Raw genomic sequence first — 24,950 nt, forward strand, 5'->3', positions numbered from 1 at the left:
CCCCAGAATGATGCGGGCCCGGCTTAGGACTGTGGGGAAACAGATCGATGACGCTTGCATGACGTTCCGGTGACAAGCCGGACTTCTATACAGGACCGGCCGCCATCCCTATATTGGCCAGTAGAACAAAATGAGATTCGTCAAGGCTCGGCCGCGCACCTGCCCTGGATCGCGCGGACCTTGGAACAGAGTACGCATGGCCGACACCGCACCCCTGCCCCGCCCCCAGGGCGGCCCGATCACCAGCCAGCTCAAGAGCCGGCAGGCCCCGGACTATCTGGCCGGCCTGAACCCTGAGCAGCGGGAGGCAGTGGTCTCGACCGAAGGCCCTCTGCTGGTGCTCGCCGGCGCGGGCACCGGCAAGACGCGGGTGCTGACGACCCGTATTGCCCATATCCTGAGCCAGCGCCTTGCCTGGCCCTCCGAAATCCTCTCGGTGACCTTCACCAACAAGGCCGCTCGCGAAATGAAGGATCGCATCGCCAGCCTTGCCGGGGCGTCCGTCGAAGGCATGCCTTGGCTCGGCACCTTCCACTCGATTTCGGCACGCATCCTGAGGCGCCATGCCGAGCTGGTGGACCTGAAACCGACCTTCACCATTCTCGATACCGACGACCAGATCCGCCTGATCAAGCAATTGCTGGCCGCAGAAGACATCGATGAGAAGCGCTGGCCCGCCCGCCAGTTCGCCGGCATGCTCGACGCCTGGAAGAACCGCGGCCTCTTGCCCAAGGATGTGCCGGCCGCTGACAGCGGCTTTTTTGCCAATGGCAAGGGCGGCAAGCTCTATTACGATTATCAGGCGCGGCTGAAGACCCTCAACGCCGCCGATTTCGGCGACCTGCTGCTCGAATGCATCCGCCTGTTCCGCGAGAACCCCGAAGTCCTTGCCGAATATCACCGCCGCTTCAAATATATGCTCGTCGACGAATATCAGGACAGCAACACCGCCCAATATCTCTGGCTGCGCCTGCTCGCCCAGGGCAAGCCGGCGAGCGAGGCCAATATCTGTGTCGTGGGCGACGACGACCAGTCCATCTATGGCTGGCGCGGCGCCGAGGTGGACAATATCCTGCGCTTCGAGACCGATTTTCCCGGCGCCAAGGTCATCAAGCTCGAGCGCAATTACCGCTCCACCGCCAATATCCTGAAAGCCGCCTCCACCCTGATCGCCTATAACGAAGGCCGCCTGGGCAAGACGCTGTTCACCGACATTGCCGAGGGCGGCGAGGCGATCTCCTTCACCCAGGTCTATGACAGCGAGGAAGAAGCCCGCACCATCGGCGAGGAAGTCGAGCAATATCAGCGCCAGGGCGACGCCCTCAATTCCATGGCCATCCTGGTCCGCGCCTCCTATCAGATGCGCGAGTTCGAAGAGCGCTTCATCACCCTGGGCCTCAACTATCGCGTCGTCGGCGGCCCGCGCTTCTACGAGCGCAAGGAAATCCGCGACGCCCTCGCCTATCTCCGGCTGGTGGCCCAGCCCTCCGACGATCTTGCCTTCGAGCGCATCATCAACGTGCCCAAGCGCGGGCTCGGGGACGCGACCGTCAAGATGCTGATGGAAACCGCCCGCCACCAGCGTATTCCGCTCTTGCAGGCGGTCCGGCTGATGGTCGAAACCGAGGATCTCAAACCCAAGCAGCGCACCACGCTGCGCGCCCTTGTCGCCCAGTTCGACGACTGGGCCTGGCGCGCCGATTCCCTGCCGCCCTATCAGCTCGTCGAGCATATTCTTGAGGAAAGCGGCTATATGGATATGCTGACCGCCGACAAGTCGGTCGAGAGCCAGGGCCGCAAGGAAAACCTCAAGGAGCTCAGCCGCTCCATGGAGGAGTTCGAGTCACTGGGCGGCTTCCTCGAACACATCTCCCTCGTCATGGATCGCGACAGCGCCGATTCCAGCGACGCGGTGACCATCATGACGCTGCACTCGGCCAAGGGTCTCGAATTCGACACCGTCTTCCTGCCCGGCTGGGAAGACGGCACCTTCCCCAGCCAGCGCTCCATGGACGAGTCAGGCCGCGCTGGCCTCGAGGAAGAACGTCGCCTTGGTTATGTCGGCATCACCCGCGGACGCAGGCGCGTGCGCATTTCGGCGGCGCAGAACCGTCGTATCCATGGCCTCTGGCAATCGGCCATCCCTTCCCGCTTCATCGATGAATTGCCGCCCGATGTGGTGGAAGTCACCGATCGCGGGTCGGCCTATGGCGGCTATGGTTATGGGGGCGGCGCATCGAGCCGCTTCAACAAGGCCGACCCGTTCGAAAGCGTCTATGAAACCCCCGGCTGGCAGCGCGCCCGCGCCAACCAGGCCAACCGCAAGGGCGGCGGCCCGCTCACCATCGACGGCGACCTCGTCGCCCGCTCGGTTGACCTCGGGAACCAGTCCAGCGGCTACGCCCTGGGCGAACGCGTCTTCCACCTCAAATTCGGCTATGGCGAAGTGATCCAGATCGAGGGCAACAAGCTCACCATCGACTTCGAAAAAGCCGGGACCAAGAAGGTGTTGGAGAGTTTTGTGAAGAAGGGGTGAGGCAGGTGCCGGGCCGTGTCCACCATTGGTTGCCCCTGAAGCCGTCCGAGGTCGGTGTGGCCCTCGATAACGCCGGGTTCGACTGGTGGATTGCCGGCGGGTACGCGTTGGAACTCTTCGCAGGGCAGACATGGCGTTCTCATGAGGACATCGATATTCTCATACTAAGACCGGACCTTCCCATAGTTCTCACCCACTTCGCCAAGTGGGACGTCTGGCTGGCGGACCCGCCAGGTCATCTCAGAAGCCGAAAATCCGATGAATTTGACACCAAGGCCCACGATATCTGGCTGCGCGAATTTGGTTCCGCGTCCTGGCGATTGCAGATCATGGTCGATGAGGCCCAGGATGATCTATGGCAATCTCGGCGCAACCCTCAGTTGAGACTGACCCGAACCGCCCTTGGCTGGCGCCACGCCAGCGGCTTGCCCTGCCTCGCCCCGCAGGTCCAGCTCTTCTACAAGGCAAAGTCTCCACGCCCAAAGGACGAGCTGGACAGACTTCAGGTCATTCCAATGCTCGACGACGCACAGCGCAGATGGTTGTTTGACGCCATTGCAAAGACGTATGGCGAGAACCATCTTTGGCTCGCTACTTTGACCTGACATTTATGTCGCCGTTTGGAGCACAACATGATCATCTCGACCACCCCCACGCTCGAAGGCCGGCCCATTCGCGACTATCTCGGCATTGTCACCGGCGAGGTGATCATCGGCGCCAATATCTTCAAGGATCTGTTCGCGGGCATTCGCGACATTGTCGGCGGCCGCTCCGGCGCTTATGAGGGCGCCCTGCGCGACGCCCGCCTCGAAGCCTTCCGCGAACTCGAGGAAGAGGCCCGCCGCATCGGCGCCGATGCCATTGTCGCCGTCGATATCGACTATGAAGTGGTCGGCCAGGGCGGCTCGATGCTGATGGTCTCGGTCTCCGGCACCGCCGTGAAGCTGTAGGTAATGCTGCGACAGCCGATAATCCGGATCTTGCGTCCCCTGGTCCGGAGCTTCAGGCCATATTCTCCGCTCAAGGGGAGGAGAATTACTGGCCTCTATTGAATACCAATCCCGCCCACAGGTTCGGTCTCGATGTGCTCCTCGAACCCGGCGATCAGCGGCATCGCCTTGGCAATCGTCGCTTTCACCTCCGGAATGGCCAGCGAGGCCTTGTGGCTCTCCGGACTGTCCCAGACCTCGGTGATCCACACGCCATCCGCGCTCCCCGGATCGCGCGCAATGACATAGCTCTTGCACCCGGCCATCGGCACGCTGCCCTCCAGCATCACCGCAATCAGTTCGTCGCGCTTGCCGGCGACAGCCCGAAACCGCCCGATCAATCCATACATGTCGCGTCCCTCAATTCAGAACAAATGATGAACAAATCGAACCAGTGCGTCAAGCCCCGTCCTTGACTTCGCCCCCGCCCCTGACGCAAGGAAAGCCACCCTATCAGCGCAAGGCCTTTTCATGTCCGTCGACCAGCTTTCCGTCTCCCTGACCAAGGAGCAGGCCTATGCCCTGGTCGACGCCGTCTCCGAGTGCGACGATCTGGCCCTGACCGCGTCGGCGCACGAAAATGAAGAAACCGGCGAGTGGGTTTTCGAAGCCACCTGCGACAGCCCGCCGGACGTTGCCGCCTTTTCCGAGCTGGCCCGCCAGGTTCTGGGCGGCGACGTGGCCTTTTCGGTCGCGTCGATTGATCCGGAAATCAACTGGGTTGCCAAATCGCTCGAGGGCCTGGCGCCGGTCATTGCCGGCGCCTTCTATGTCTATGGCAGCCACGAGACCGCGCCCGTGCCCGAAGGCCTGACGCCGATGAAGATCGACGCCGCCCAGGCCTTCGGCACCGGCCACCACGAAACCACCACCGGGTGCCTTGAGGCCATCGAGGCCCTGCTGACCGAGCGCACGCCCACCCGCATGATCGATATCGGCACCGGCACCGGCGTCCTCGCCATTGCCCTGGCCAAGCGGCTCGAAGCCGTGATCCTCGCCACCGACATCGACCCCATCGCGGTGACCACCACCATCGACAATGCGGTTGAAAATGGCGTCGGCGAGCAGATCGACGCCATCGAGGCCGCAGGGCTCGATCACGACGAGATCACCGCGCGCGCCCCCTATGATCTGGTGGTCGCCAATATTCTGGCCGGTCCCTTGACCGAGCTTGCCCCCGGCGTCGGCAGCATCACCCAGCCCGGCGGCACCGCTATTCTCTCGGGCATTCTCAACACCCAGGCCGATGGCGTCATCGCCGCCTATCAGGCCGCCGGCTTTGCGCTCAAGGATCACCTCAAGCGCAAGGACTGGACCACGCTGGTGCTGGAGAAGAACTGAGTCTTCTCCCCCCATTGGGGAGAGGAGTGGCGGCAGCACCAGGTGTGCCCCCAAAAAAGCAAAATCCCCGAAGCGGGCTTCGGGGATCGGAATTGATCGTCAGCTTGTCGTGAACAGCAGCCTCAGGGGCGCTTGGTAACCGCGCCGATCAACTGGTGCTGCATGCGGAAGCTGACCTGGCGGGTGGCTTCGCGACCACGAGCGTCGATAAGACCACCCAATGCGTTGCGGAAACCAGTCTTGCTCTCAGTCATCTTTACATCTCCATGCGGCGGAAGGTCTATTGCCATCCGACATCATCTATCTAGGCTGTTCGCAGCGCCCCGGTAAGGGCCCTTCCGGCAAGCCAGCCATGCCGTATTTGCAAGGCAAACTTAACGGCCGTTTACCTTGCGGCCCAGATCGTGTTCGCGCTCGAAGCGGGCGACAAAACGCTCTGCCTGCCGGGTGCGGCCCTCGACAATGGCGTTGAAGGCGCGCTGGAAGAGATTGTTCTGCTTGCTCATTGCATGTGCTCCTGTTCTCTTGCACTCAAGATAGGCTTCGCCCCGGGCGAAACCAGACACAAGATAACAAGACAGCCATGCCGGAAACGCATCACATGCCTTTCCGGCGGCCAGGATGCCGAATGACCGAAAACCCGTTCAAACCCGCAGTTTTCCAGAGCTTTGAGGAAAAGGCGGACCCTTCAAATGTCGCGCCACGCATCGCTGCTTTGAGGGCAGCCATGCAAAAAGTGGGCATCGATGCCTTCCTCATACCGCGTGCCGACGCCCATCGCGGCGAGTCGGTTCCGGCCAGCGAGGCGCGCCTGGCCTACATGACGGGCTTCACCGGTTCGGCCGGCATGGCCGTGGTCGGCGCCGACAAGGCGGGCCTGTTCGTTGACAGCCGCTACACCCTCCAGGCTCCAGCTCAGACCGACACCGCTCTGGTCAGCGTGCACGAGGTCAATCAGGGCGGCGTCAGTCCCGATATTCGCCTCTGCGTGCCCAAGGGCGGCAAGCTCGCCTATGACCCCTGGCTGCACACACCCGGCGAAATCCGCGACCTCAACGACAAGCTCGCCGGCCACGCCGAGGCCGTACCGCACGCCAATCTGGTCGACACCATCTGGGCAGACCGCCCAGCCCCGCCGGTCAGCGCCATCGAATTTCTCGGCCACAACCGCGCCGGACAGTCCGCCGCTGACAAGATCGCCGCCCTGCGCGAAACGCTCTCCGCCGACGGCGCCGAAGCCGTTGTGCTGACCCTGCCCGAATCCATCTGCTGGCTGTTCAACATGCGTGGGCGCGATGTGCCCAACACGCCCTTCGTGCTCGGCTTCGCCATAGTCCCCGCCACCGGCCGGCCCACGCTTTTTCTCGATGCGGCCAAGATCACCCCGGAATTGACCGCATCGCTGCAAGACATCGCGGACATCGCCGAGGCTGCGGCCCTCTCCGAGGCGCTCGAAACGCTGGGCCAGGCGGGCAAACCCGTCCTCATCGATCCGCAGACCGCCCCTGCCGCCATCGCAGAGACGCTGCGCAAGGCTGGCGCAAAGCTGATCGAGAAACGCGACCCGGTACTGGGCCCCAAATCGCGCAAGAACGCGGCCGAGCTGGCCGGCATGCGCGAAGCCCACAAGCTCGACGGCATCGCCCTGGCCAAATTCCTTGCCTGGTTCGACACCGAAGCGCCCAAGGGCGAGTTGACCGAAATCGGCATTGTCACCGCGCTCGAAAGCTTCCGGCGCGAAGAGGAAAGCTGCATCGACGCCAGCTTCGACACCATTTCCGGCGCCGGTCCCAATGGCGCCATCGTGCACTACCGCGTCACCACCAGGACGGACCGCAAGCTCAACCCGGGCGAGATCATGCTGGTGGACTCTGGCGCCCAATATCTTGCCGGCACCACCGACATCACCCGCACCCTCTCGACCGGGCCAGCCACACCCGAGCAGAAAGACCGCTATACCCGCGTCCTCAAGGGAATGATCGCCATTTCAACCCTGCGGTTTCCCGCCGGCACCACCGGGGCCCAGATCGACATTCTGGCCCGCCAGTTTCTCTGGCAGGATGGCGTCACCTATAATCATGGCACCGGCCATGGCGTCGGCGCCTTCCTTGGCGTCCATGAAGGCCCGATCGGCATCTCCTCGCGCTACACCACCCCGCTCGAGGCCGGCAATATCCTCTCCAACGAGCCCGGCTACTACAAAGCCGGCGAATATGGCATCCGCATTGAAAACCTCATCACGGTGCGCGACGCGGCCGAGTTTCCCGGCTTCCTCGAATTCGAGACGATCACCCTGGCGCCGATCGATACCCGCCTGATCGATCCCGCCCTGCTCACCGGAGACGAGCGCGACTGGCTCAACGCCTATCACGCCCGCGTCTGGACCGAGATCGGTCCACTCGTCACCGGCGACGTGAAAAACTGGCTGCGGCAGGCGACAGCGGCCATCTAGCCGCTGCCCTTAGTTGAACCAGATCGCGAAATTGGGCCAATTTTCACCGAACACCCGATTGCCCTCGGCAAAGCTGTCCGCATCGGCAATTGGCCCCTCCTTGAGGAAGGGCAAGGCACCCTGACCGGCCAGCAGCATGACGATGTCGGTTTCGGTCGCGGTCTCGAAATAGGCGTTGAGGTCAAAGCCCTGGCGGAATCGCCAATGCGGCAGCAGCAGTTCGCCCGCCAATATCTCATCGAGCCGGTCCAGCGTCGCCATCCACGCGTCGACAATCTCCTGGGTCACCGGCTGGTCCGGCACCAGCGAGGTCTGGCGCGGCGAGGGCACCAGTTCGCGATTGTCGTCCGTCTCCTGCAGAATGGCGGCCCAGTTCTGCCGCGACAGGGCCGTCACCGCCTGCATTCGCGCCTGCACGCCGGCAAATCGCTCCCTGTCGACAATCGGGAAATTGCTGGTGTGCAAACCCGCAATCAAGTCGGCCAGAAAAGTATCAGTCTCCGGATCCATCATCAGCGTGCCGCCGCGTGAATAATCCTGCATCGGCAGGCCGGCTTCGGGAAACAGCCGGTGCCCCACCGCCTCGAACAGGCCGGAAAAATCATGCGCCAGCAGCATCTCGAAGGGGAGGACGCTGATCTGGCTGTAGCCCGCCAGCCAGATCGCATCCGCCCGGTCAAACCCGATACTGAGATCAGGCACGACCGTCTTGTCTCCCTTGCTCTTGCCCTGCGGCAGCGCCAATTCGCCGCCCAGCAGGGTCGCCAGCGTTTCCTGCTCACCCACCGCGCCATCGCCATTGATATCGAGACGCACGCGCAGCGGATCGATCATGATGACATAATCACCCTCGGCGCCCGCGGTCTCAAAGCTGGCCCGCGCCCGGTCCAGCCCGACGACGAAATCGCCCAGAATGCCGCGCAACCCCGCATAGTCCAGCACTTGCGGATCGGGATTGGCCGGCGCCGAGGGCACATTCGCATCAAGCCCCAGCATCATCGCAGCGGCCGGCAGTCGCGGCGTCACCGCCCCATGGCGATAAAAGCCCTGCGACAGCCCTTCAATGGCCCCGATCAGGTCGATCAGCCCCAGCCCAAAGCAGGCATCGGCGTGAGGCACGGCACACAGCTCTTCATAGATGGCCCGCTGGCCTGCCGCTTCTCCGGCGTAGAGCAGTTCGGCCAGTCGATCACCCGCCTCGCTCGCCGTGGCAATTCCCGGCAGCATCATGGCGCCCAGCGCCAAACCAATGAGTCTGCGCATCGCGCCCTCCTCTTTCAGCTTACTGCCCCACCCGCTCGAACCACTCGTCCTCGCTGATCACTTCGACGCCCAGTTCCTCGGCCTTCTTCAGCTTCGATCCGGCACCGGGCCCGGCGACCAGGATATCGGTCGCGCCAGACACAGAACCGGCCACCTTGGCACCCAGCCGCTCGGCCATGGCCTTGGCCTCAGTCCGGGTCATCTTTTCCAGCGAACCAGTGAACACCACTGTCTTGCCCGCCACCACACTATCCGCCGAGATCGTGACCACATAGGGCTGCGGCCGCACCTCGGCCAGCAGATCATCCAGCGCCTGCACATTCCGTTCATTGGCGAAAAACGCCATCACCGATGAGCGCACGGTTTCGCCAATCCCGCCAATCTGGGGAAACACCGAATGTCCGTCCTCATGCTGCGCCGCCGCGATGGCCGTTTCCCGGAACCGCTCCACCGTTCCAAATTCCTTTGCCAGCAAGGCCGCCGTCGTCTCCCCGACATGGCGGATGCCCAGCGCGAAGATGAACCGGTCCAGCTCCGGCTCGCGCCGCGCATCGATCGCATCAAACAGCTTCCTTACGGAAACCGGCCCGAACCCGTCCGCATCCTTGAGCTTCTTGACTGAACGTTCGTCCCGCGCCTTGAGCGTGAAGATGTCAGCCGGCCGGGCGATGCGCCCTTCGGCATAGAACTGCGCCACCTGCTTGTCGCCCAGCCCGTCAATATCGAGCGCATTGCGCGAAACGAAATGCTTGAGGTTCTCAACGGCCTGCGCCGGGCAGATCAATTCACCCGTGCAGCGCCGCACTGAATCCAGCTTGCCGGTCTTTTCATTGAGCTCACGCACCGCCTCCGAGCCGCAGGCGGGGCAGATATGCGGAAATTCAAATGGCGTTGCTTCCGCCGGGCGCTTGTCGAGCAGCACATCGACGATCTGCGGAATGACGTCCCCTGCCCGCTGCACGATCACCGTGTCGCCCACGCGCAGATCGACGCCATTGCGGATCGGCTCGCCATTATTGCCGATGCCCTTGATATAGTCCTCATTGTGCAGCGTGGCATTCTCCACCACCACGCCGCCTACTGTTACCGGTTGCAGCCGCGCCACTGGCGTCAGCGCCCCTGTGCGCCCCACCTGGATGTCGATGCCGGTCAGGATGGTCGTCGCCTGCTCGGCCGGAAACTTGTGGGCAATGGCCCAGCGCGGCGCGCGCGCGACAAAGCCCCAGCGCTGCTGCAAATCGAGCCGGTCGAGCTTATAGACCACCCCATCGATATCGTAGCCCAGCGTCGCACGTTGCGCCTCGATCTTACGGTAGTGCCCAATAAGCGCCTCGGCACTCTGGGTGAGCAACATCAGCGGATTGGTGGCAAAGCCCCACTCCTTGAACTTTTGCACAACCTCGGTCTGGGTCGCCGCCGGCGGGGTTGCATTGCCATGTTCGTCCTCGGCAATGCCCCAGGCATAGGCGAAGAAATTGAGATTGCGGCTGGCCGTGATCCTGGGGTCCTTCTGGCGCAACGATCCGGCCGCCGTATTGCGCGGATTGACGTAATCCTGTCCGCCGAACTTGGCCGAATGCGCTTTCAGGCGCTGGAACTCGGCATGGGTCATATAGACCTCGCCGCGGATTTCGATCACCGCCGGCCAGCCCGATCCCTTGAGCTGGTGCGGAATATCCCCGATGGTCTTCAAATTCTCGGTGATGTCCTCACCCTCGGTGCCATCGCCGCGCGTCGCCCCGCGCACAAACACGCCATTCTCATAGCGCAGTGAGGCCGACAGGCCGTCAATCTTGGGTTCGGCGGTAAAGGCCAGCACGAAATCGGGATCGCGCAGGATATCGGCCATGAAGAACTTCTTGGCCCGCGCCACGAACTCGGTCACGTCATCATCAGCAAACGCATTGGCCAGGCTGAGCATGGGCACGCCATGACGCACCTTGGCAAAGCCTTCCGCCGGCGCGGCGCCAACCCGTTCCGACGGACTGTCCGTCCGGACCAGCTCCGGAAACGCCTGTTCGATCGCGTCATTGCGGCGCTTCAGTGCGTCATATTCGGCGTCCGAGATCTCCGGCTGGTCCTGCTGGTGATAGGCCAGATCGGCCGCTGCAATGGCACCAGCCAGGCGCTCCAGCTCAGCGCGGGCTTCATCCTCGGAGAGATCGGCGACGTCTTTGAGAGACAGGTCAGACATGGGATACCCGGACAAGATTCTTGCGGACACAATACCCCCACCCGGCCTTTCCCTGATAGGGCAAGGAACAGATCGGGGAGCACCAATATAGCGGGGCTTCACGGCGCGCCCCTCCCCCTATCAGGGAGCGGTCGGAGAGGGGTACCCGAACAAGGTCTTTATCCCACCGCCGCCAGCAATTTCTTGGCAGCAGCGCGCGCTTCCTTGGTGATTTCCGCACCCGCCAGCATGCGCGCCACTTCTTCCTGCCGCGCGGCTTTGTCCAGCGGGCGGACGTGGGTGCGCACAAACGCCCCTTCCTCCACCATCTGCTTTTCGATCAGCAAATGCCGATTGGCCCCGGCAGCCACCTGCGGCGCATGGGTCACCGTCAGCACCTGCACCGTCCGGGCCAGCCGGGACAACCGCCGCCCAATGGCATCGGCGACCGCTCCACCGACACCGGTGTCGATCTCGTCGAAGATCAGTACCGGCGCCGAGCCGCGATCGGCCAGCACCACCTTAAGCGCCAGCAGGAACCGGCTCAATTCACCACCCGAGGCCACCTTGAGCAGCGGACCGGGCGCGGTGCCTGGATTGGTCTGCACATGAAACGCGATCTGGTCATAGCCGGCCGCCGACACGCGCTCGCCATCGGCCTGGTGATCTACAATGAACCGCGCTGCGCCCAGTTTCAGATCCGGCAATTCCGCTTCCACGGCCTTGCTGAGCGCATCGGCCGCCTGCTTACGCCCCGCGCTCAGAATATCTGCCGCTTCCCGATAACGCGCCCGCGCGGTCGCCTCCTCGGCCTCCAGCGCCTTGAGCCTGGTCTCGCCGCTCTGCAGCGTTTCCAGATCGCCGGCATATTTGGCCAGCACATCGGCCAGCCCGTCACAATCGGTCTGGTGCTTGCGCGCCGCCGCCCGCAGGGCGAACAGACGCTCCTCGACATCTTCCAGCTCGGCGGGATCGAACGCCATTTCGCGTTTGAGCTCTTCCAGCGCGTCACTGGTGCGATCCAGTGTCGTCAACGACGCATCAAGTGCATCCACGATGGGCTGGAACAACTCTGCGCCGCCATCGATCTTGCGCATCAGCCGCCGCATCAGCGACGCCAGCGCCGGCGTGGGCGCATTCGGGCCGTTGAGCATTTCGTCGATCTCGACCACGTCTGAGGCCGCCTTTTCAGCCTGCTGCAATTGCTGCCGGCGTTCGGCCAGCTCCTCTTCCTCGCCAGCGACGGGATTGAGCTTGCTCAATTCTTCCACCGTGTGACGTGCATAGTCCTCGGCGGCCAGTGCCTCTGCCACAAGCGCCCGCTGTTCGGTCACCGCCTGCTGCGCCTCGATCAGCGCCGCCCAGCAATCGCGCACCGCATCGGCCTCGGCACTCAATTCGCCAAAGGCATCGAGCGCGGCCCGGTGCGTGGCCACATCCACCAGGGCCCGGTCATCATGCTGGCCATGAATCTCGACGACCTGGCTGCCAACCTTCTGCAGCAACGAGGCCGAGACAGGCTGGTCATTGATAAAGGCGCGTGTTCGCCCATCGGCAAACTGCACGCGCCGTAGAATCACATCTTCATCATCGGGAATCGCATTGTCACGCAACAGGGCCCGCGCCGGATGGTCAGCCGCCAGTTCGACCACCGCCACCACCTGCCCGCTCTCCTGCCCCTGCCGGACCAGAGAGGCATCGCCCCTGCCCCCCAGGGCAAGGGTCAGCGCATCAAGCAGGATCGACTTGCCTGCGCCGGTTTCGCCGGTCAGCACGGTCATGCCGGCATCCAGGGCCAGGTCGAGTTGATCGATCAGAACGATATTGCGGACTGACAGCGCGTTGAGCATGCGCGAACTTCCCGTGGCTGCACCACCAATGTTCCGCTTTTACCACTTCCGTCCCGCGAACCCCCGCCTTCCAGGCGCTCATCCACAGCTAAGACGCAGCAACAAACGAAACCGGGACGCATGATAACGCCCCGGAACAAAATAGCAACATCGATTTTCGGATCGGGTCAGGCCTGGACTTCTGCCAGCCAGCTACCCGAATTGAGCTCCGGCGCAAGGCCCTGCTTGCCCAACAGTTCGAACGCCCGCTTGTACCAGTCGCTGGCGGGATAGTTGTGGCCCAGGACCGCTGCAGCGGACTTGGCTTCAGTGGTCAGTCCGAGCATCAGATAGGTTTCGGTCAGGCGATAAAGGGCTTCCTCGATATGGGTCGAGGTCTGCCAGCGTTCCACCACTTCACGGAAGCGGTTAATGGCGGCGGCATACTGCCCATTGCCCTGATAATAGCGGCCCACCGACATTTCCTTGCCGGCAAGCTGGTCATAGGCCACCAGCAGCTTGTCGCGCGCATCCACGGCGTGTTCGGAACTTGGATAATTGCTGATCAGCAGGTTGTAGGTGTCGATCGCATCGCGCGACAATTGCTGGTCACGGGTGATGTCCTTGATCTGTGCGAAATAGGCCGTGCCCTTGAGCCAGAGTACATAGGGCACTTCCGAGCTGGACGGATAGAGCGCCAGATAGCGGTCAGCGGCCAGAATCGCCTCGTCAAAGCGGCCGATGCGATAATTGGCATAGACCTGCATCAGCTTGCCCTTTTCGGTCAGCGGATCGCGCGGATGCTGGCGCTCCAGCCTTTCGAGCTTGGTGATCGCGGTCTGGTAATATTGCCGATCCATATCGTCCAGCGCACCTTGATAGAGCGTCTGGGCGGGAACAATCGGCTCTTCCTTGATCTTGGGCGGACCGAACAGGTTCATGCCCGAGCATGCGGTCAGGACCACGGCCAGAAGGCCCATGGCAGCGAACCGGATAGCCCGGCTGGAAAACTGGCTCAAAACGTCAAGCTTCACGAACGGCCCCGTTCAAAATCATTCCGCAGCAGGACTGCGGGCCTAGTCGGCAAATGGATCAAAACTGTGGCGCGGCTGCTGGACCCCAAGGCCTTTTCAGCGCACGGACCGCAAGTAATGATGGACTTCCAGACCCTCGGGCTGGTCCTCGAAACTTTCGAATTCCAGTGGCAGGTCTTCGGCATTGACTATTTCATAGTTGGCGTCGCTGGAAAAGAGCGAGGCCAGCACATGCGCGTTAAGGGCATGCCCACCCTTGTAGGAACGGAACTTGCCCCAGATCGCCAGACCGCCAAGCGACAGATCGCCAATCGCGTCGAGCAGCTTGTGGCGCACGAACTCGTCTTCAAAACGCAGGCCGCCCGGATTGAGGATGCGATCCTCATGCACGGTAATCGAATTGTCCAGGCTAGATCCCAGCGCATAACCGGCCTGACGCAGGATCTTGGCGTCGCGCACAAACCCGAAGGTGCGCGCCTGCGAGACATCCTCGAAATAGCGGCGCGGTGTCCAGTCGAAGATCATCCGCTGGCGCCCGATCACCTTGGAGTCGAAATCGATCTCCAGGTCCAACGCCCGCCCGTTATAGGGTTCGAGCGCCGCAAAGGCGTCGTTGTTGCGCACGGTCACCGCGCGCACGATCTTGAGAAATTTCTTCTGTGCCGGCTGAATCTCAAGGCCAACCGCCAGAATGGCTTCAGCAAAGGGATGGGCCGACCCGTCCATGATCGGGCATTCCGGCGCATCCAGCGTGATCACCGCATTATCCACACCCATGCCCGAAAGCGCGGACACTACGTGTTCCACCGTTGCCACGCTGACACTGTCGCCCAGGTCCAGAGTGGTGCAAAGCGTCGTCCGCGTCACGCGCGAATGATGCACCGGCACCGGCTTGGTGAACTGGCCGTCGCCGAGATCACGACGGATCATGTAGCCGCTGTCGGGAGCCCCTGGCGCCATGGTCAGCGTGACCGGCTGCGCACTGTGCACGCCATAACCGGCAAAGCTGATTTCGCCGGCAAGCGTGCGCTGGCGCTGGGAAAGTTTGTTCATGCCTGGATATGCTCCGCCCGGACGTTCACGCTCAATTGAGACTGTTAGCCAAAAAAAACTCGGTGCGGAAGCCGCACCGAGTGAGCTTTTGATCGATGATCCCCAAAGGATCAACCGTGCTTGCGCAGGAAGGCCGGAATTTCCAGGTGCTCCTTGGCCGGCGCCGCCGCCGGGGCCCGCCCCTGATTGTCCAACTGGCCGCGCGCACCCTCGCTGGCGGGAGCAACGCGGGAAGTCCTTGCCACACCGGCTTCAATGGCGCTGCGGGCAGCCGCATCATCGGCAACCGGAGCCTGCGGTTCGGCGCGCCCTTCGGGCTGCTGCTGCCCCAGATTGAGACCCACATTTGAGGCCAGGCGCTTGAACAGGGCGCGGGCATTGCGCGGCTCGGCATCCTGACGTTCCTGCGCGTCCTGTGACCGGCGCGCAACAGCGGGAAGCTCCTCGGTGCGCGGCATGCGGCGCTGTCCTTCAGGACGAGCAGCATGAGAAGGCACGTAGACGCTGGGAATCGGCTGCTCCTGCATGGCCGGTGCCTCGTCGGCCTCGGCCACGCTTTCGGCTTCCGGCGTGTAGGGCTCGACCACGATGCCATCGTCTTCATCGGCATAGCCCTGCTGCGGCTGGTGGGCGGCGAAGGCCTGGGCAACAGCGGCCTCCACCTGGTGACCGATTTCCTCGGCCTCGACCTCGGCAGCCACCGGCTGGGCAGCCTGCGGCACGACCGAATGCTCGGCCGGCACGTGGCGCTTGACCGAAAGCGGTGTGCGCGAGGCATGCGGCTTGGCCGGCTCCATCGCCTGAACCATGGTCGCATCGGTACCGGTCGCAACGACCGACACACGGATCGTGCCATTCAGGTTCGGATCATAGGTGGCGCCCAGGATGATATTGGCGTCGGTATCAACTTCCTCACGAATGCGGCTGGCCGCTTCGTCGACTTCGTACAGCGTCAGGTCCGGACCACCGGTGATGGAGATCAAGAGGCCGCGCGCACCCTGCATCGACACATCGTCGAGCAGCGGATTGGCAATGGCCGCCTCGGCAGCGTGACGGGCACGATCTTCGCCCGAGGCCTCGCCGGTGCCCATCATAGCCTTGCCCATGCCGCGCATCACGGCGCGCACGTCGGCGAAATCGAGGTTGATCAGGCCTTCCTTGACCATCAGGTCGGTGATGCAGGCGACGCCCGAGAACAGCACCTGGTCGGCCATCGCAAAGGCGTCGGCAAAGGTGGTCTTCTCATTGGCCACCCGGAACAGGTTCTGGTTCGGAATGACGATCAGCGTATCGACATGGCGATGCAATTCATCAATGCCGTCTTCCGCCAGGCGGGCACGACGATTGCCTTCGAAATTGAACGGCTTGGTGACCACGCCAACCGTCAGAATGCCCTGCTCGCGCGCCGCACGCGCAATCACCGGCGCCGCACCGGTGCCGGTGCCGCCACCCATGCCGGCGGTGATGAACACCATGTGCGAACCGGAAAGATGGTCGTTGATTTCGTCCCAGCTCTCTTCGGCAGCCGCGCGACCCACTTCAGGGTGCGAGCCGGCGCCCAGGCCTTCGGTTACGCCGACGCCAAGCTGGATGATACGCTGCGCCTTGCTCAGGGCCAGCGCCTGCGCGTCGGTATTGGCGACGACAAAATCGACGCCGTCCAGACCGGACTCGATCATGTTGTTGACAGCGTTGCCGCCGGCACCGCCCGCACCGAACACGGTGATGCGGGGCTTCAGTTCCTGGATGTCCGGGATAGTCAGATTGATGGTCATTGGTGGCCCCATAGTGGCGTGGTTGGTTAAGATTTACCCATCCATTCGTTAACTCCGCCCTAACAAGTGAGTCGGTCCGGTTAACTTCTACGCAAATTGCGACACCCCGTCGTTACGCGTTCACCGCCGGTTAACCACGCCGGACCCGGCGATTTCCGCCATTGACAACCATTCAGTTATTTAATAACCATTTACGCATATACCCATTTAGTTATACGAATGTGATGGAGAGACCCATGACCAGCATCATGCCCTGCCTCTGGTTCGATGATCGGATCGACGAGGCCATCGCCTTCTATACCGAGACCTTCAAGGAGGCCCGCGTCCACGATCTGGTGCGCCACGCACCCGACAAGCCCGCCTTCACCGCCGTCCTCGAACTGGCCGGCCAGAAGCTCATGCTGCTCAATGGCGGCCCGCGCTTCACCTTCAATGAATCGGTCAGCTTCGTCATCGACACCGATGGTCAGGAGGAAACCGACTATTTCTGGAACCGCCTGATCAGCGAGGGCGGCGAGGAAAGCATGTGCGCCTGGTGCAAGGACCGTTTCGGCCTCTCCTGGCAGGTCGTGCCCCGCCAGCTCACCCAGGCCCTGACCGGCACGGACCGCGAAGGGGCCAACCGCGCCATGCAGGCCATGCTGCAAATGCGCAAGATCGATATTGCCACGATCGAAAAGGCCTACACCGCAGCCTGACAGCCTTCCCCTTCGCCCCATCTCGCATAATATTGCGCGGCGGGATGGAGGGGAAATCGTGGATCAGCTGGACCTTATCGAGGCGGTCGCCCCGGCAATGGACATCGAGGCCGTCAGCGGCCTGTTTCTGGCCGGTAGCTTTGGTCGCGGCAGCGCCGACGAATGGAGCGACGTGGACCTGATAGCGGTCGTCGCTGACGGACAGGAGCGCATCGTCGCCGAACACTGGCGGTCTGCCCTTAACGCCATCACGCCAATTGTCTTCTGGAACGAATTGTCACGCGGCACACTGGTGCTCAATGCAATTTCAGAGGAATGGCTGCGCTGTGACATAACCATTGTCGCGCGCGACAGTTTCGGGCAACGCGCAAAGGACACCGTCAAGCCGCTGATCGACCGCGACGGCATTTATGATGCTTTGCCGGACGGCCTGCCACCGCGCGAGCCCGATGCCGGGACCGTGCGCTACCTGATACACGAATTCATCCGCATGCTTGGCCTCATGCCCGTCGCACTGGGACGGGAAGAATATGTGACCATGGTGCTTGGCGTCGGCATGTTGCGCGGCCATCTCGAGACGCTGCTGATGCAGGATGTGATCCTGCCTGATCCGGGCGGAATACTGCACCAGTCCCGGCTGCTGACACCTGAACAAATGCAGATGCTCAAATCCCTGCCCTATCCGCCGCCGGAACGGGAAGCGTTGATCGCCGCCAATTTCGCCATAGCAAGAGAGTTCATGCCCCGCGCCAGGGCGATGGCAAGACGTCTAGGCATCGACTGGCCGGACGCTTTCGAAGCCGCAACGCGCCGCCGCCTGTCTGCGACACTGGGCGAACGAGCCGGCAGGGCCTGGTAACTAGAAGCTCGTGCGCAGCCAGTTCCCCACCCGGGCGATATAGCCATCCGTGCCGGTCAGCTTGCGCACGCTGCGCGGCTCGACATATTCTTGGGCGCAGACCTGTGGATAGACCAGCATGCCGGCCATGGTGGCAAAGGCCGCCCCCTTGGCAATGTCCGGCAGGCCGGAAATGCCCATCGGCCGGCCATTGCGCACGTTCCGTGCCAGAATGCGCCGCGCCACTTCCGGCAGCCCGGTCATTTCGCTGGCGCCCCCGGTCAGCACAAACCGGCGCCCGCACACATCCATCATCCCCGTTGCCTGCATCCGGTCGCGAATGGCCGTAAGAATTTCCTCGATGCGTGGCCGCATGATGCGGGTCAGGACGGCGCGCGGAATTTGTCCGGGCGCTTCGTCATGGCTGGCCCCGACCGGCTGGATCGGGATCATCTCGCGCTCGTCCGCCTGCCCCGGCAGCACCGAGCCATGGAAGGTCTTGAGGCGCTCGGCATCGGCCACGCTGACCGAAAGCTGCCGCGCAATGTCCAACGTCAGATGATGCCCGCCAATGGCAATGGCATCGGCATAGACCATATGCCCGTCATTGAAGACCGAAACCGTGGTGGTCGCGCCGCCGAAATCCACACAGGCGACACCCAGTTGCGCTTCATCGTCGACCAGCGTGGCCAGCCCGGAGGCATAGGGCGTTGCCACCAGCGCCTCGATCTGCAAATGGCACCGGTGCAGCACCAGCTCGAGATTGCGCATGGCAAGCGTTTCCGCACTCACCACCGCAACATCCACGCCCAGCTTTTCGCCGACCATGCCCTTGGGGTCGCGAATGCCCTTCTGCCCGTCCAAGGCGTAACCGATCGGCAACGCATGAATGATCGAGCGCTCCGGCCGCACCGAGCGCGAATTGACCGCCTTGAGCACGCGGAAAATATCGGTCTTCTCGACCTCCTGGCCATCCAGCGACACGGCGGCCGAGAAGGTCTCCGAGCCCAGCCGTCCGGCCGTCACATTGACCAGCACGCTTTCCAGCGTCAGCCCGGCGGCGCGCTCGGCCATGCCAACGACATTCCGAATGGCCTGCTCGGCCTTGTCGATATCGGTGACCACGCCGCTCTTGACCCCGGCCGCCGGCCCATAGCCGAAACCGACAACCTCGGCCTGATGCGTGCGGCCCTTGAGCGCCTTGCCCTCAGCGCGGGGCACCAACCGGGCGATAACGCAGCAGATTTTGGTCGAACCAATATCGAGCACCGCCACCAGCGTTGCCTTGCCCGGCTGAACCGGCCGCAGCCGGGATGTCATTGCATCGCTCATCATGATTTTTCGGTGTCTTCGTCAGGCTTGTTGGGGCGCACGGCAACCACGCTGTCGACGCGCAGATCGATCACCGATACGTCGCGGTCGAGCAATTGGTAGTCATTCTGATAGGTCACAAGACGTGCCATCGCCTGTGCCACACCCTGTTCCGGCAATTGCACGCGCAGGCCAGTATCGAAGATCAGATCCCAGCGGCGGTCGGCAATGCGCGACAGGGCCACCAGCCCGTCCTGCAAGAGCGGAAATCCATTGAGCGCCCGGATCATCACTAGCGCATCGTCTGCCGCGCCGTCCCCGATCACCAGCGGCAGGCCGGCATAGGCCGGTGAGGTTTCGGCAATCTGCTCGCCCCGCCCATCGATCAGGAACGTGACTCCATCGACGGCCCAGCGCGCCACCGGCGTCTTCTCGGTGATGAGCACATCGACATCGCCTGGGTAGGTCTTGCGCACGATGACACTCTCGACAGCCGGCAGCTCGGCTACACGCTGGCGCGCTGCCTCGACATCGAACCCCAAGGTCGAGGTATGCGGCTGGATGCCCAGCGCATCAAAAATATCCTGCTCGGCGGTCAGGGTCTGACCCGAAATCGAGATTTCGCCGATGGCGAGACCCGCCTGGGCAAAATTGCCCTGGGCAATGCCGCCCAGCGTATTGGCCAACTGCCCGATCGGTTCACGCACCTGGTAGAGGGCAAAACCGGCGGCGAGCACCATGGCCACCATGGCACCACGGCGGATCAGCCCGCCATGCAGCACCAGGACGCGATTGACATAATTGGCGAGTTTCCGGCGCGGGGCGCGGAGCGGTACAGGCAGCGCGCGCGGGTCCACCAACCGCGCCCCGGCGAGAAAAGTCTCGCTCTTTACCTGTTGCAACTCGCGTCCTCCACCATCCAGGCGACCAGCTCTTCGTAGGAGTGCCCGGCGTGAGCCGCCTGCTCGGGCACCAGTGAGGTCGGCGTCATGCCTGGCTGGGTGTTGATTTCCAGACAGACCAGTTCGCCATCTTCGCCTACCGCATCGTTGTACCGGAAATCGGAACGGGTCACGCCGCGGCAGCCGAGAGCCGCATGGGCGGCCAATGCCATCTTCTGCACTTTGTCGTAAATTTTCGGTTTCAGATCGGCCGGAATGACGTGCACGGACCCACCTTCGGCGTATTTCGCCTCGAAATTGTAGAAGTTCAGCTCGGTGACGATCTCGGTCACCCCCAGCGCCACGTCGCCCATCACCGCACAGGTCAGCTCCCGACCGGGAATGTAGCGCTCCACCATCACCTCTTCGCCCGAGTTCCAGTCCTCTCGCAGGATCTCCTGCGGCGGATGGCTGGTGTCGCCCTTGACGATGAAGACGCCAAAGCTCGACCCATCGGCAATCGGCTTGATCACATAGGGCGGCGGCATCACATGCGCCCTGCCCGCTTCGGCCCGGTGGACCACGACATGGTCGGTCACCGGCACCCCGGCGGATTTGAGCATGATCTTGGCCTGGTGCTTGTCCATCGCCAGCGCCGAGGCCAGCACCCCCGAATGGGTATAGGGAATCTGCATCAGCTCAAGCAGCCCCTGGATCATCCCGCTCTCGCCAAACGGCCCATGTAGCGCATTGAACGCCACATCGGGCTTGAGCTCCGCCAGTACATTGGCAATATCGCGCCCGACATCGACCTCGGTGACCCGGTAGCCAGCCCGCCGCAAGGCCGCCGCGCATTCCGTTCCCGAACTCAGCGAAACCGGGCGCTCATTGGACCACCCGCCCATCAGGACGGCGACATGCTTGCTCATGGGGTATCCGCCCCTATCAGCGCTTCGAGCTCACCCGGCAGGGCTGCCGCCCATTGCGTGATATTGCCTGCGCCGAGGCAGACCACATAGTCCCCCTCCTCGACCCGCGAGGCCAGGAGCGGCGCCAGCGCTTCGGGGCGGTCGATCACCCGCGCATCGCGATGCCCGCGCGCCCGGATGCGATTGACCAGCTCCTCATGCGTCACGCCGGGCATCGGCTGCTCGCCGGCCGCATAAATCGGCGCGACGATCACCGTGTCGGCATCGTTGAAACAGGCTGCGAAATCGTCGAACAGGTCATGCACGCGGCTATAGCGATGCGGCTGCACCACCGCGATCACATCGCGCCGCGCCGATTGCCGGGCCGCCTTGAGCACCGCCGAAATTTCAACCGGATGGTGCCCGTAATCATCGATCACCGTCACCCCGCCCACTTCGCCCGTCTTGGTGAAGCGCCGCTTCACCCCGGTAAAGTCGCGGAGACCCTTGCGGATGGCTTCAGCCGGCACGTGCAGTTGATCGGCCACCGCAATCGCCGCGGTGGCATTGAGCGCATTGTGAATGCCCGGCATGGGTAGCTCCAGCCCGTCGATGCGCAATTGCGTCTGGCGGATGCGATCCCGGATTTCAACGGAGAAATGCTGCACCCCGTCCCGGTTTTCGAGATCTGTCAGCAGCACATCGGCCTGCGGGTTCTGTCCATAGGTAATGACCCGGCGGTCGCGAATATCGCCCACCAGTGCCTGCACCTCGGGGTGATCCAGGCACATCACCGCAAAGCCATAGAAGGGCACATTCTCCACGAACTGGTGGAAGGCCTTCTTCACCCCCTCGAAGCTGCCATAGTGATCCAGATGCTCGGCATCGATATTGGTCACCACCGCCACATCGGCGGGCAGCTTGACGAAAGTGCCGTCGCTCTCATCGGCCTCGACCACCATCCACTCGCCGCCACCCAGCCGCGCATTGGTGCCATAGGCATTGATGATGCCGCCATTGATGACGGTCGGATCGAGATTGCCCGCATCGAGCAGCGTCGCCACCAGCGTCGTCGTGGTCGTCTTGCCATGCGTGCCGCCAATGGCTATGGCGGTCTTGAAGCGCATGATCTCGGCCAGCATCTCGGCCCGGCGCACCACCGGCAGGGCCCGCGCCCGCGCCGCCATCAATTCGGGATTGTCCTTTTTGATCGCGGACGACACCACGACCACCTCGGCCTTGCCCAGATTGTCGCCGCTCTGGCCGATTTCCACGGTGATCCCCATGTCGCGCAGGCGTTGCACATTGGGGTTGGCGGCCATGTCCGACCCCTGCACCACATAGCCCTGGTTGTGCAGGATCTCGGCGATACCGCTCATGCCGATGCCGCCTATGCCGATGAAATGAACCGGCCCGATATTGCGGGGCATCTTCATGGTGTGGGTCTCCCTTGGATCTGGGTATTCTTGCCCGCCAGCGTCTCGGCGATATCGGCCAGCCGCTCGACGGCCCTGGGCTTGCCAAGAGCCGCCGCAGCGCTCGCGGCACGCTTGAGTTGGTCCGGGTCGCTCAACAGCTCGTGAAGTCGAGTGGCAAGCGATTGCGGTGAAAGCGTGGCCTGTTCGGCCACCCAGCCGCCGCCGCCCTCTTGCAGGAACAGCGCATTATGCTTCTGGTCCGAATCCAGCGCACCCGGCAGCGGGATGAGAATGGCCGGACGCCCGATAACGCAAAGCTCGGTAACCGTCGAAGCCCCGGCGCGCCCGATCACCAGATGGGCGTCGGCGATCCGCTCGGGCAGGTCGGCAACGAAACTGGCCAGCTCCACGCTCGTGCGCGATTGCCGGTAGCTCTCGGCCACCCGCTCGATATCCTCGGCCCGCGCCTGCTGCAGGATATGCAGCCGATGCCGCAGATCATCGGGCAACAGCGCAATGGCCGCCGGCACGATGTCGGACAAGGCCCGCGCCCCCTGGCTGCCGCCGGTCACAACCAGGCGAATGGCGCCCTTCTGGTCCAGCGCCGGATAGGGCTTGCCCGCCAGCGGCCGCACGCGGTCGCGCACCGGATTGCCGGTCACCACCTTTTCCAGCGTCTGGTTTTCGGCAAAGCGCGTTTCCGGAAAGCTCATCGCCAGCACATCGGCAAACCGCGCCAGCGCCCGGTTGGCCCGGCCCATGACCGCATTCTGTTCATGCAGCACGCCGGGAATGCCCAGCAGATTGGCCGCAACGAAAGGGGGAAATGTCGGATAGCCGCCAAAACCGATCACCGCATCGGGGCGCAGCTTGCGCAGCACGTTCCAGGCCGTGCCGATGCCGCGCACAATGGTCATGCCCGCCCCGATCAGCTTGAGCGGATTGCGCCCCGAAGGCGTCGCAGCCGGTACGATATGGATCCGCCGGGCCGGGAAATCGGCGCCATAGCTTTCCACCCGGTGGTCGGTCATCAGCTCGACCGCATGGCCGCGCCGGATCAGCTCCTGCGCCAGGGCCATGGCCGGAAACAGATGGCCGCCCGTGCCACCGGCAATAAGGACAAATGTTTTCATTCGGCGGGGGCTACCACGGCGCTGCGGTAGCTGGGAAGGCCAGTCACCATGCGCTCCTCAGGCTTGGTGCGCGTCAGCGCCAGCATCAGCCCCATGCCAAAGGCGACCGCGATCATCGAGGTGCCGCCATAGGACACGAATGGCAGCGTCATGCCCTTGGCCGGCATCAGGTTGAGGTTCACCGCCAGGTTGATCCCCGACTGCATGGCAAACTGCGCCGCCAGGGTCGAGGCGGCCAGCCGCGCGAACAGGCTCGCCTGCCGCTGCGCTGCCAGCATGGCACGAATGGCGATAAAGCCGATCAGGCCAACCAGCCCCATGCAGAACACAATGCCGAACTCCCCGGCGGCGGCCGAAAACACGAAGTCGGCATGGGCGTCCGGTATAAGCCGGTTGGCCACGGATTCACCCGGCCCCCGCCCGAACCATCCCCCTTCCATCAGCGACTGCAAAGCCCGGTCCACCTGATAGGTATTGCCGTCCTCGGGATTGATGAAGGAGTCGATGCGGCGCGCAAAATGCGGGAAAAACGCGTAGCCGCCCACCAGCAATCCGCCGGCTGCGCCGCCCAGCCCGACAATCACCCACCAGGAAATGCCGGAGAAAAACAGCAACACGGCCCAGGTCGCCATCACCAGCGCCGTCTGCCCCAGGTCGGGCTGCAGCAGCAGCGCGCCCACCAGCAGGCCCATGATGATCGTGGCTATCGCACGCCCGGGCACATTGCGGTGGATCATATACTCCGAAAACAGCCACGCTCCGATAACCGCAAAGGCCGGCTTGACGAATTCGGTCGGCTGGATGGTCCAGCCGGCAATCGAGATCCAGCGCCGGGCACCCTTGACCTCGGTGCCGAAATGCAGCGTCGCCCAGAGCAGGATGGTCATCACCACCAGCGTGGCAAGGGCCACGAAGCGCGCCTGGCGCTGGTTGAGCAGTGAGGTCGCCAGCATCACCGGAATGGCCAGCAGGCAGAACAGCGCGTGGCGGATCACGAAGTGCCATTCATCCAGCCCAATGCGCTCGGCCACGGCCGGGCTGGCACCAAAGCTGAGTACCATGCCCACGGCAAGCAGCATGATCAGCGCCCCGAGCAGTTCGCGGTCAATCGACCACCACCATTCGGCCAGGGGCGTTTTTTCGGCGCGGGAAAACATCATCGGGGAAAAACCGGGCTACGCAATACAAACTGTATCGAGTGTATCAACCACTTGGTTACCGATTTGCCAAAGCCTTTGCGTTTTGCGAATCCCGCTCAAAAAGAAAGGCCACGGCACTGCCGCGGCCTTCCCTGCTTCACCTGCAATACGCCCGAGCC

22 protein-coding genes are annotated in these 24,950 nt (G+C 63.1%); 7 read left to right on the forward strand and 15 right to left on the reverse strand.

The genetic code is table 11. The features are described 5' to 3' along the window. The first annotated feature begins 196 nt into the window (after window positions 1-196). Genes DDE76_RS16570 through DDE76_RS16580 form a run of 3 tightly spaced genes read left to right on the forward strand, consistent with a single transcriptional unit; the run spans window position 197 to window position 3,486 of the window. Entirely contained in the window at window positions 197-2,536 is a 2,340-nt protein-coding gene (locus DDE76_RS16570; protein ID WP_245892024.1) for an ATP-dependent helicase, read from the forward strand. Window positions 2,537-2,592: 56 nt separating this feature from the next. Further along, window positions 2,593-3,141 carry a nucleotidyltransferase domain-containing protein gene (locus tag DDE76_RS16575; RefSeq protein WP_104894983.1) on the forward strand — a complete coding sequence of 183 codons (549 nt, stop codon included), beginning with the start codon at window positions 2,593-2,595 and terminating at the stop codon, window positions 3,139-3,141. Between the two features lie 27 nt (window positions 3,142-3,168). After that, entirely contained in the window at window positions 3,169-3,486 is a 318-nt protein-coding gene (locus DDE76_RS16580) for a heavy metal-binding domain-containing protein (RefSeq protein WP_104893861.1), read from the forward strand. Window positions 3,487-3,581: 95 nt separating this feature from the next. Here DDE76_RS16580 and DDE76_RS16585 read toward each other — a convergent pair whose 3' ends face one another. Next, window positions 3,582-3,875, reverse strand: a complete 294-nt coding sequence (locus DDE76_RS16585; protein WP_104893860.1) for a putative quinol monooxygenase — start codon at window positions 3,873-3,875, stop codon at window positions 3,582-3,584. A 121-nt stretch (window positions 3,876-3,996) separates the two neighbouring features. On the opposite strand from DDE76_RS16585, the gene DDE76_RS16590 reads away from it, so the two are divergent. Further along, entirely contained in the window at window positions 3,997-4,866 is an 870-nt protein-coding gene (locus DDE76_RS16590) for a 50S ribosomal protein L11 methyltransferase (protein WP_104893859.1), read from the forward strand. Between the two features lie 122 nt (window positions 4,867-4,988). On the opposite strand, the gene DDE76_RS20070 is transcribed toward DDE76_RS16590, so the two are convergent. After that, complete coding sequence (locus DDE76_RS20070; RefSeq protein ID WP_281261866.1) at window positions 4,989-5,120, reverse strand: hypothetical protein; 132 nt, start codon at window positions 5,118-5,120, stop codon at window positions 4,989-4,991. 120 nt (window positions 5,121-5,240) lie between these two features. Continuing rightward, window positions 5,241-5,372, reverse strand: a complete 132-nt coding sequence (locus tag DDE76_RS20075; protein WP_281261867.1) for a hypothetical protein — start codon at window positions 5,370-5,372, stop codon at window positions 5,241-5,243. A gap of 122 nt (window positions 5,373-5,494) precedes the next feature. Between DDE76_RS20075 and DDE76_RS16595 the strand changes: the two genes are divergently transcribed. Then, the gene (locus DDE76_RS16595) at window positions 5,495-7,318 is read left to right on the forward strand and encodes an aminopeptidase P family protein (protein ID WP_104893858.1); all 1,824 of its coding nucleotides are present in this window, start codon (window positions 5,495-5,497) and stop codon (window positions 7,316-7,318) included. Between the two features lie 9 nt (window positions 7,319-7,327). On the opposite strand, the gene DDE76_RS16600 is transcribed toward DDE76_RS16595, so the two are convergent. From DDE76_RS16600 to ftsZ, 6 genes are all read right to left on the reverse strand, one after another. Next, window positions 7,328-8,581 carry a hypothetical protein gene (locus DDE76_RS16600; RefSeq protein ID WP_157955865.1) on the reverse strand — a complete coding sequence of 418 codons (1,254 nt, stop codon included), beginning with the start codon at window positions 8,579-8,581 and terminating at the stop codon, window positions 7,328-7,330. Window positions 8,582-8,600: 19 nt separating this feature from the next. Next, on the reverse strand, window positions 8,601-10,775 hold the full coding sequence (gene ligA, locus DDE76_RS16605) for an NAD-dependent DNA ligase LigA (protein WP_425430641.1): 2,175 nt from the start codon (window positions 10,773-10,775) through the stop codon (window positions 8,601-8,603). A gap of 158 nt (window positions 10,776-10,933) precedes the next feature. Continuing rightward, window positions 10,934-12,604, reverse strand: coding sequence for a DNA repair protein RecN (gene recN, locus DDE76_RS16610; protein WP_104893856.1), 1,671 nt, complete (start codon window positions 12,602-12,604; stop codon window positions 10,934-10,936). A gap of 167 nt (window positions 12,605-12,771) precedes the next feature. Then, window positions 12,772-13,617, reverse strand: a complete 846-nt coding sequence (locus DDE76_RS16615) for an outer membrane protein assembly factor BamD (RefSeq protein ID WP_104893855.1) — start codon at window positions 13,615-13,617, stop codon at window positions 12,772-12,774. 96 nt (window positions 13,618-13,713) lie between these two features. Then, window positions 13,714-14,670, reverse strand: coding sequence for a UDP-3-O-acyl-N-acetylglucosamine deacetylase (gene lpxC, locus DDE76_RS16620; protein WP_104893854.1), 957 nt, complete (start codon window positions 14,668-14,670; stop codon window positions 13,714-13,716). A gap of 110 nt (window positions 14,671-14,780) precedes the next feature. Further along, window positions 14,781-16,445 carry a cell division protein FtsZ gene (gene ftsZ / locus DDE76_RS16625; RefSeq protein WP_104893853.1) on the reverse strand — a complete coding sequence of 555 codons (1,665 nt, stop codon included), beginning with the start codon at window positions 16,443-16,445 and terminating at the stop codon, window positions 14,781-14,783. 236 nt (window positions 16,446-16,681) lie between these two features. Between ftsZ and DDE76_RS16630 the strand changes: the two genes are divergently transcribed. Further along, entirely contained in the window at window positions 16,682-17,143 is a 462-nt protein-coding gene (locus DDE76_RS16630; RefSeq protein WP_104893852.1) for a VOC family protein, read from the forward strand. 58 nt (window positions 17,144-17,201) lie between these two features. Then, complete coding sequence (locus DDE76_RS16635; RefSeq protein WP_104893851.1) at window positions 17,202-18,002, forward strand: nucleotidyltransferase domain-containing protein; 801 nt, start codon at window positions 17,202-17,204, stop codon at window positions 18,000-18,002. On the opposite strand, the gene ftsA is transcribed toward DDE76_RS16635, so the two are convergent. The 6 genes from ftsA to DDE76_RS16665 are packed head-to-tail and all read right to left on the reverse strand — an operon-like array spanning window position 18,003 to window position 24,792. Further along, window positions 18,003-19,316, reverse strand: coding sequence for a cell division protein FtsA (gene ftsA / locus DDE76_RS16640; protein WP_104893850.1), 1,314 nt, complete (start codon window positions 19,314-19,316; stop codon window positions 18,003-18,005). Then, window positions 19,313-20,194 (reverse strand): cell division protein FtsQ/DivIB, encoded by an 882-nt coding sequence (locus DDE76_RS16645; protein WP_157955866.1) that lies wholly within the window; start codon window positions 20,192-20,194, stop codon window positions 19,313-19,315. Before DDE76_RS16645 ends, ftsA begins: the two co-directional genes overlap by 4 nt. Further along, window positions 20,182-21,102, reverse strand: a complete 921-nt coding sequence (locus tag DDE76_RS16650; RefSeq protein WP_104893848.1) for a D-alanine--D-alanine ligase — start codon at window positions 21,100-21,102, stop codon at window positions 20,182-20,184. Before DDE76_RS16650 ends, DDE76_RS16645 begins: the two co-directional genes overlap by 13 nt. Beyond that, window positions 21,099-22,517: a UDP-N-acetylmuramate--L-alanine ligase gene (gene murC, locus DDE76_RS16655; RefSeq protein ID WP_104893847.1), complete on the reverse strand. Its 1,419-nt coding sequence runs from the start codon at window positions 22,515-22,517 to the stop codon at window positions 21,099-21,101. Before murC ends, DDE76_RS16650 begins: the two co-directional genes overlap by 4 nt. Continuing rightward, window positions 22,514-23,632 carry an undecaprenyldiphospho-muramoylpentapeptide beta-N-acetylglucosaminyltransferase gene (gene murG, locus DDE76_RS16660; protein WP_104893846.1) on the reverse strand — a complete coding sequence of 373 codons (1,119 nt, stop codon included), beginning with the start codon at window positions 23,630-23,632 and terminating at the stop codon, window positions 22,514-22,516. Before murG ends, murC begins: the two co-directional genes overlap by 4 nt. Continuing rightward, window positions 23,629-24,792 carry an FtsW/RodA/SpoVE family cell cycle protein gene (locus DDE76_RS16665; RefSeq protein WP_342748401.1) on the reverse strand — a complete coding sequence of 388 codons (1,164 nt, stop codon included), beginning with the start codon at window positions 24,790-24,792 and terminating at the stop codon, window positions 23,629-23,631. Before DDE76_RS16665 ends, murG begins: the two co-directional genes overlap by 4 nt. Between the last annotated feature and the right edge of the window lie 158 nt (window positions 24,793-24,950).

The organism is Devosia indica, assembly GCF_003056405.1.
Lineage (GTDB): Bacteria > Pseudomonadota > Alphaproteobacteria > Rhizobiales > Devosiaceae > Devosia > Devosia indica.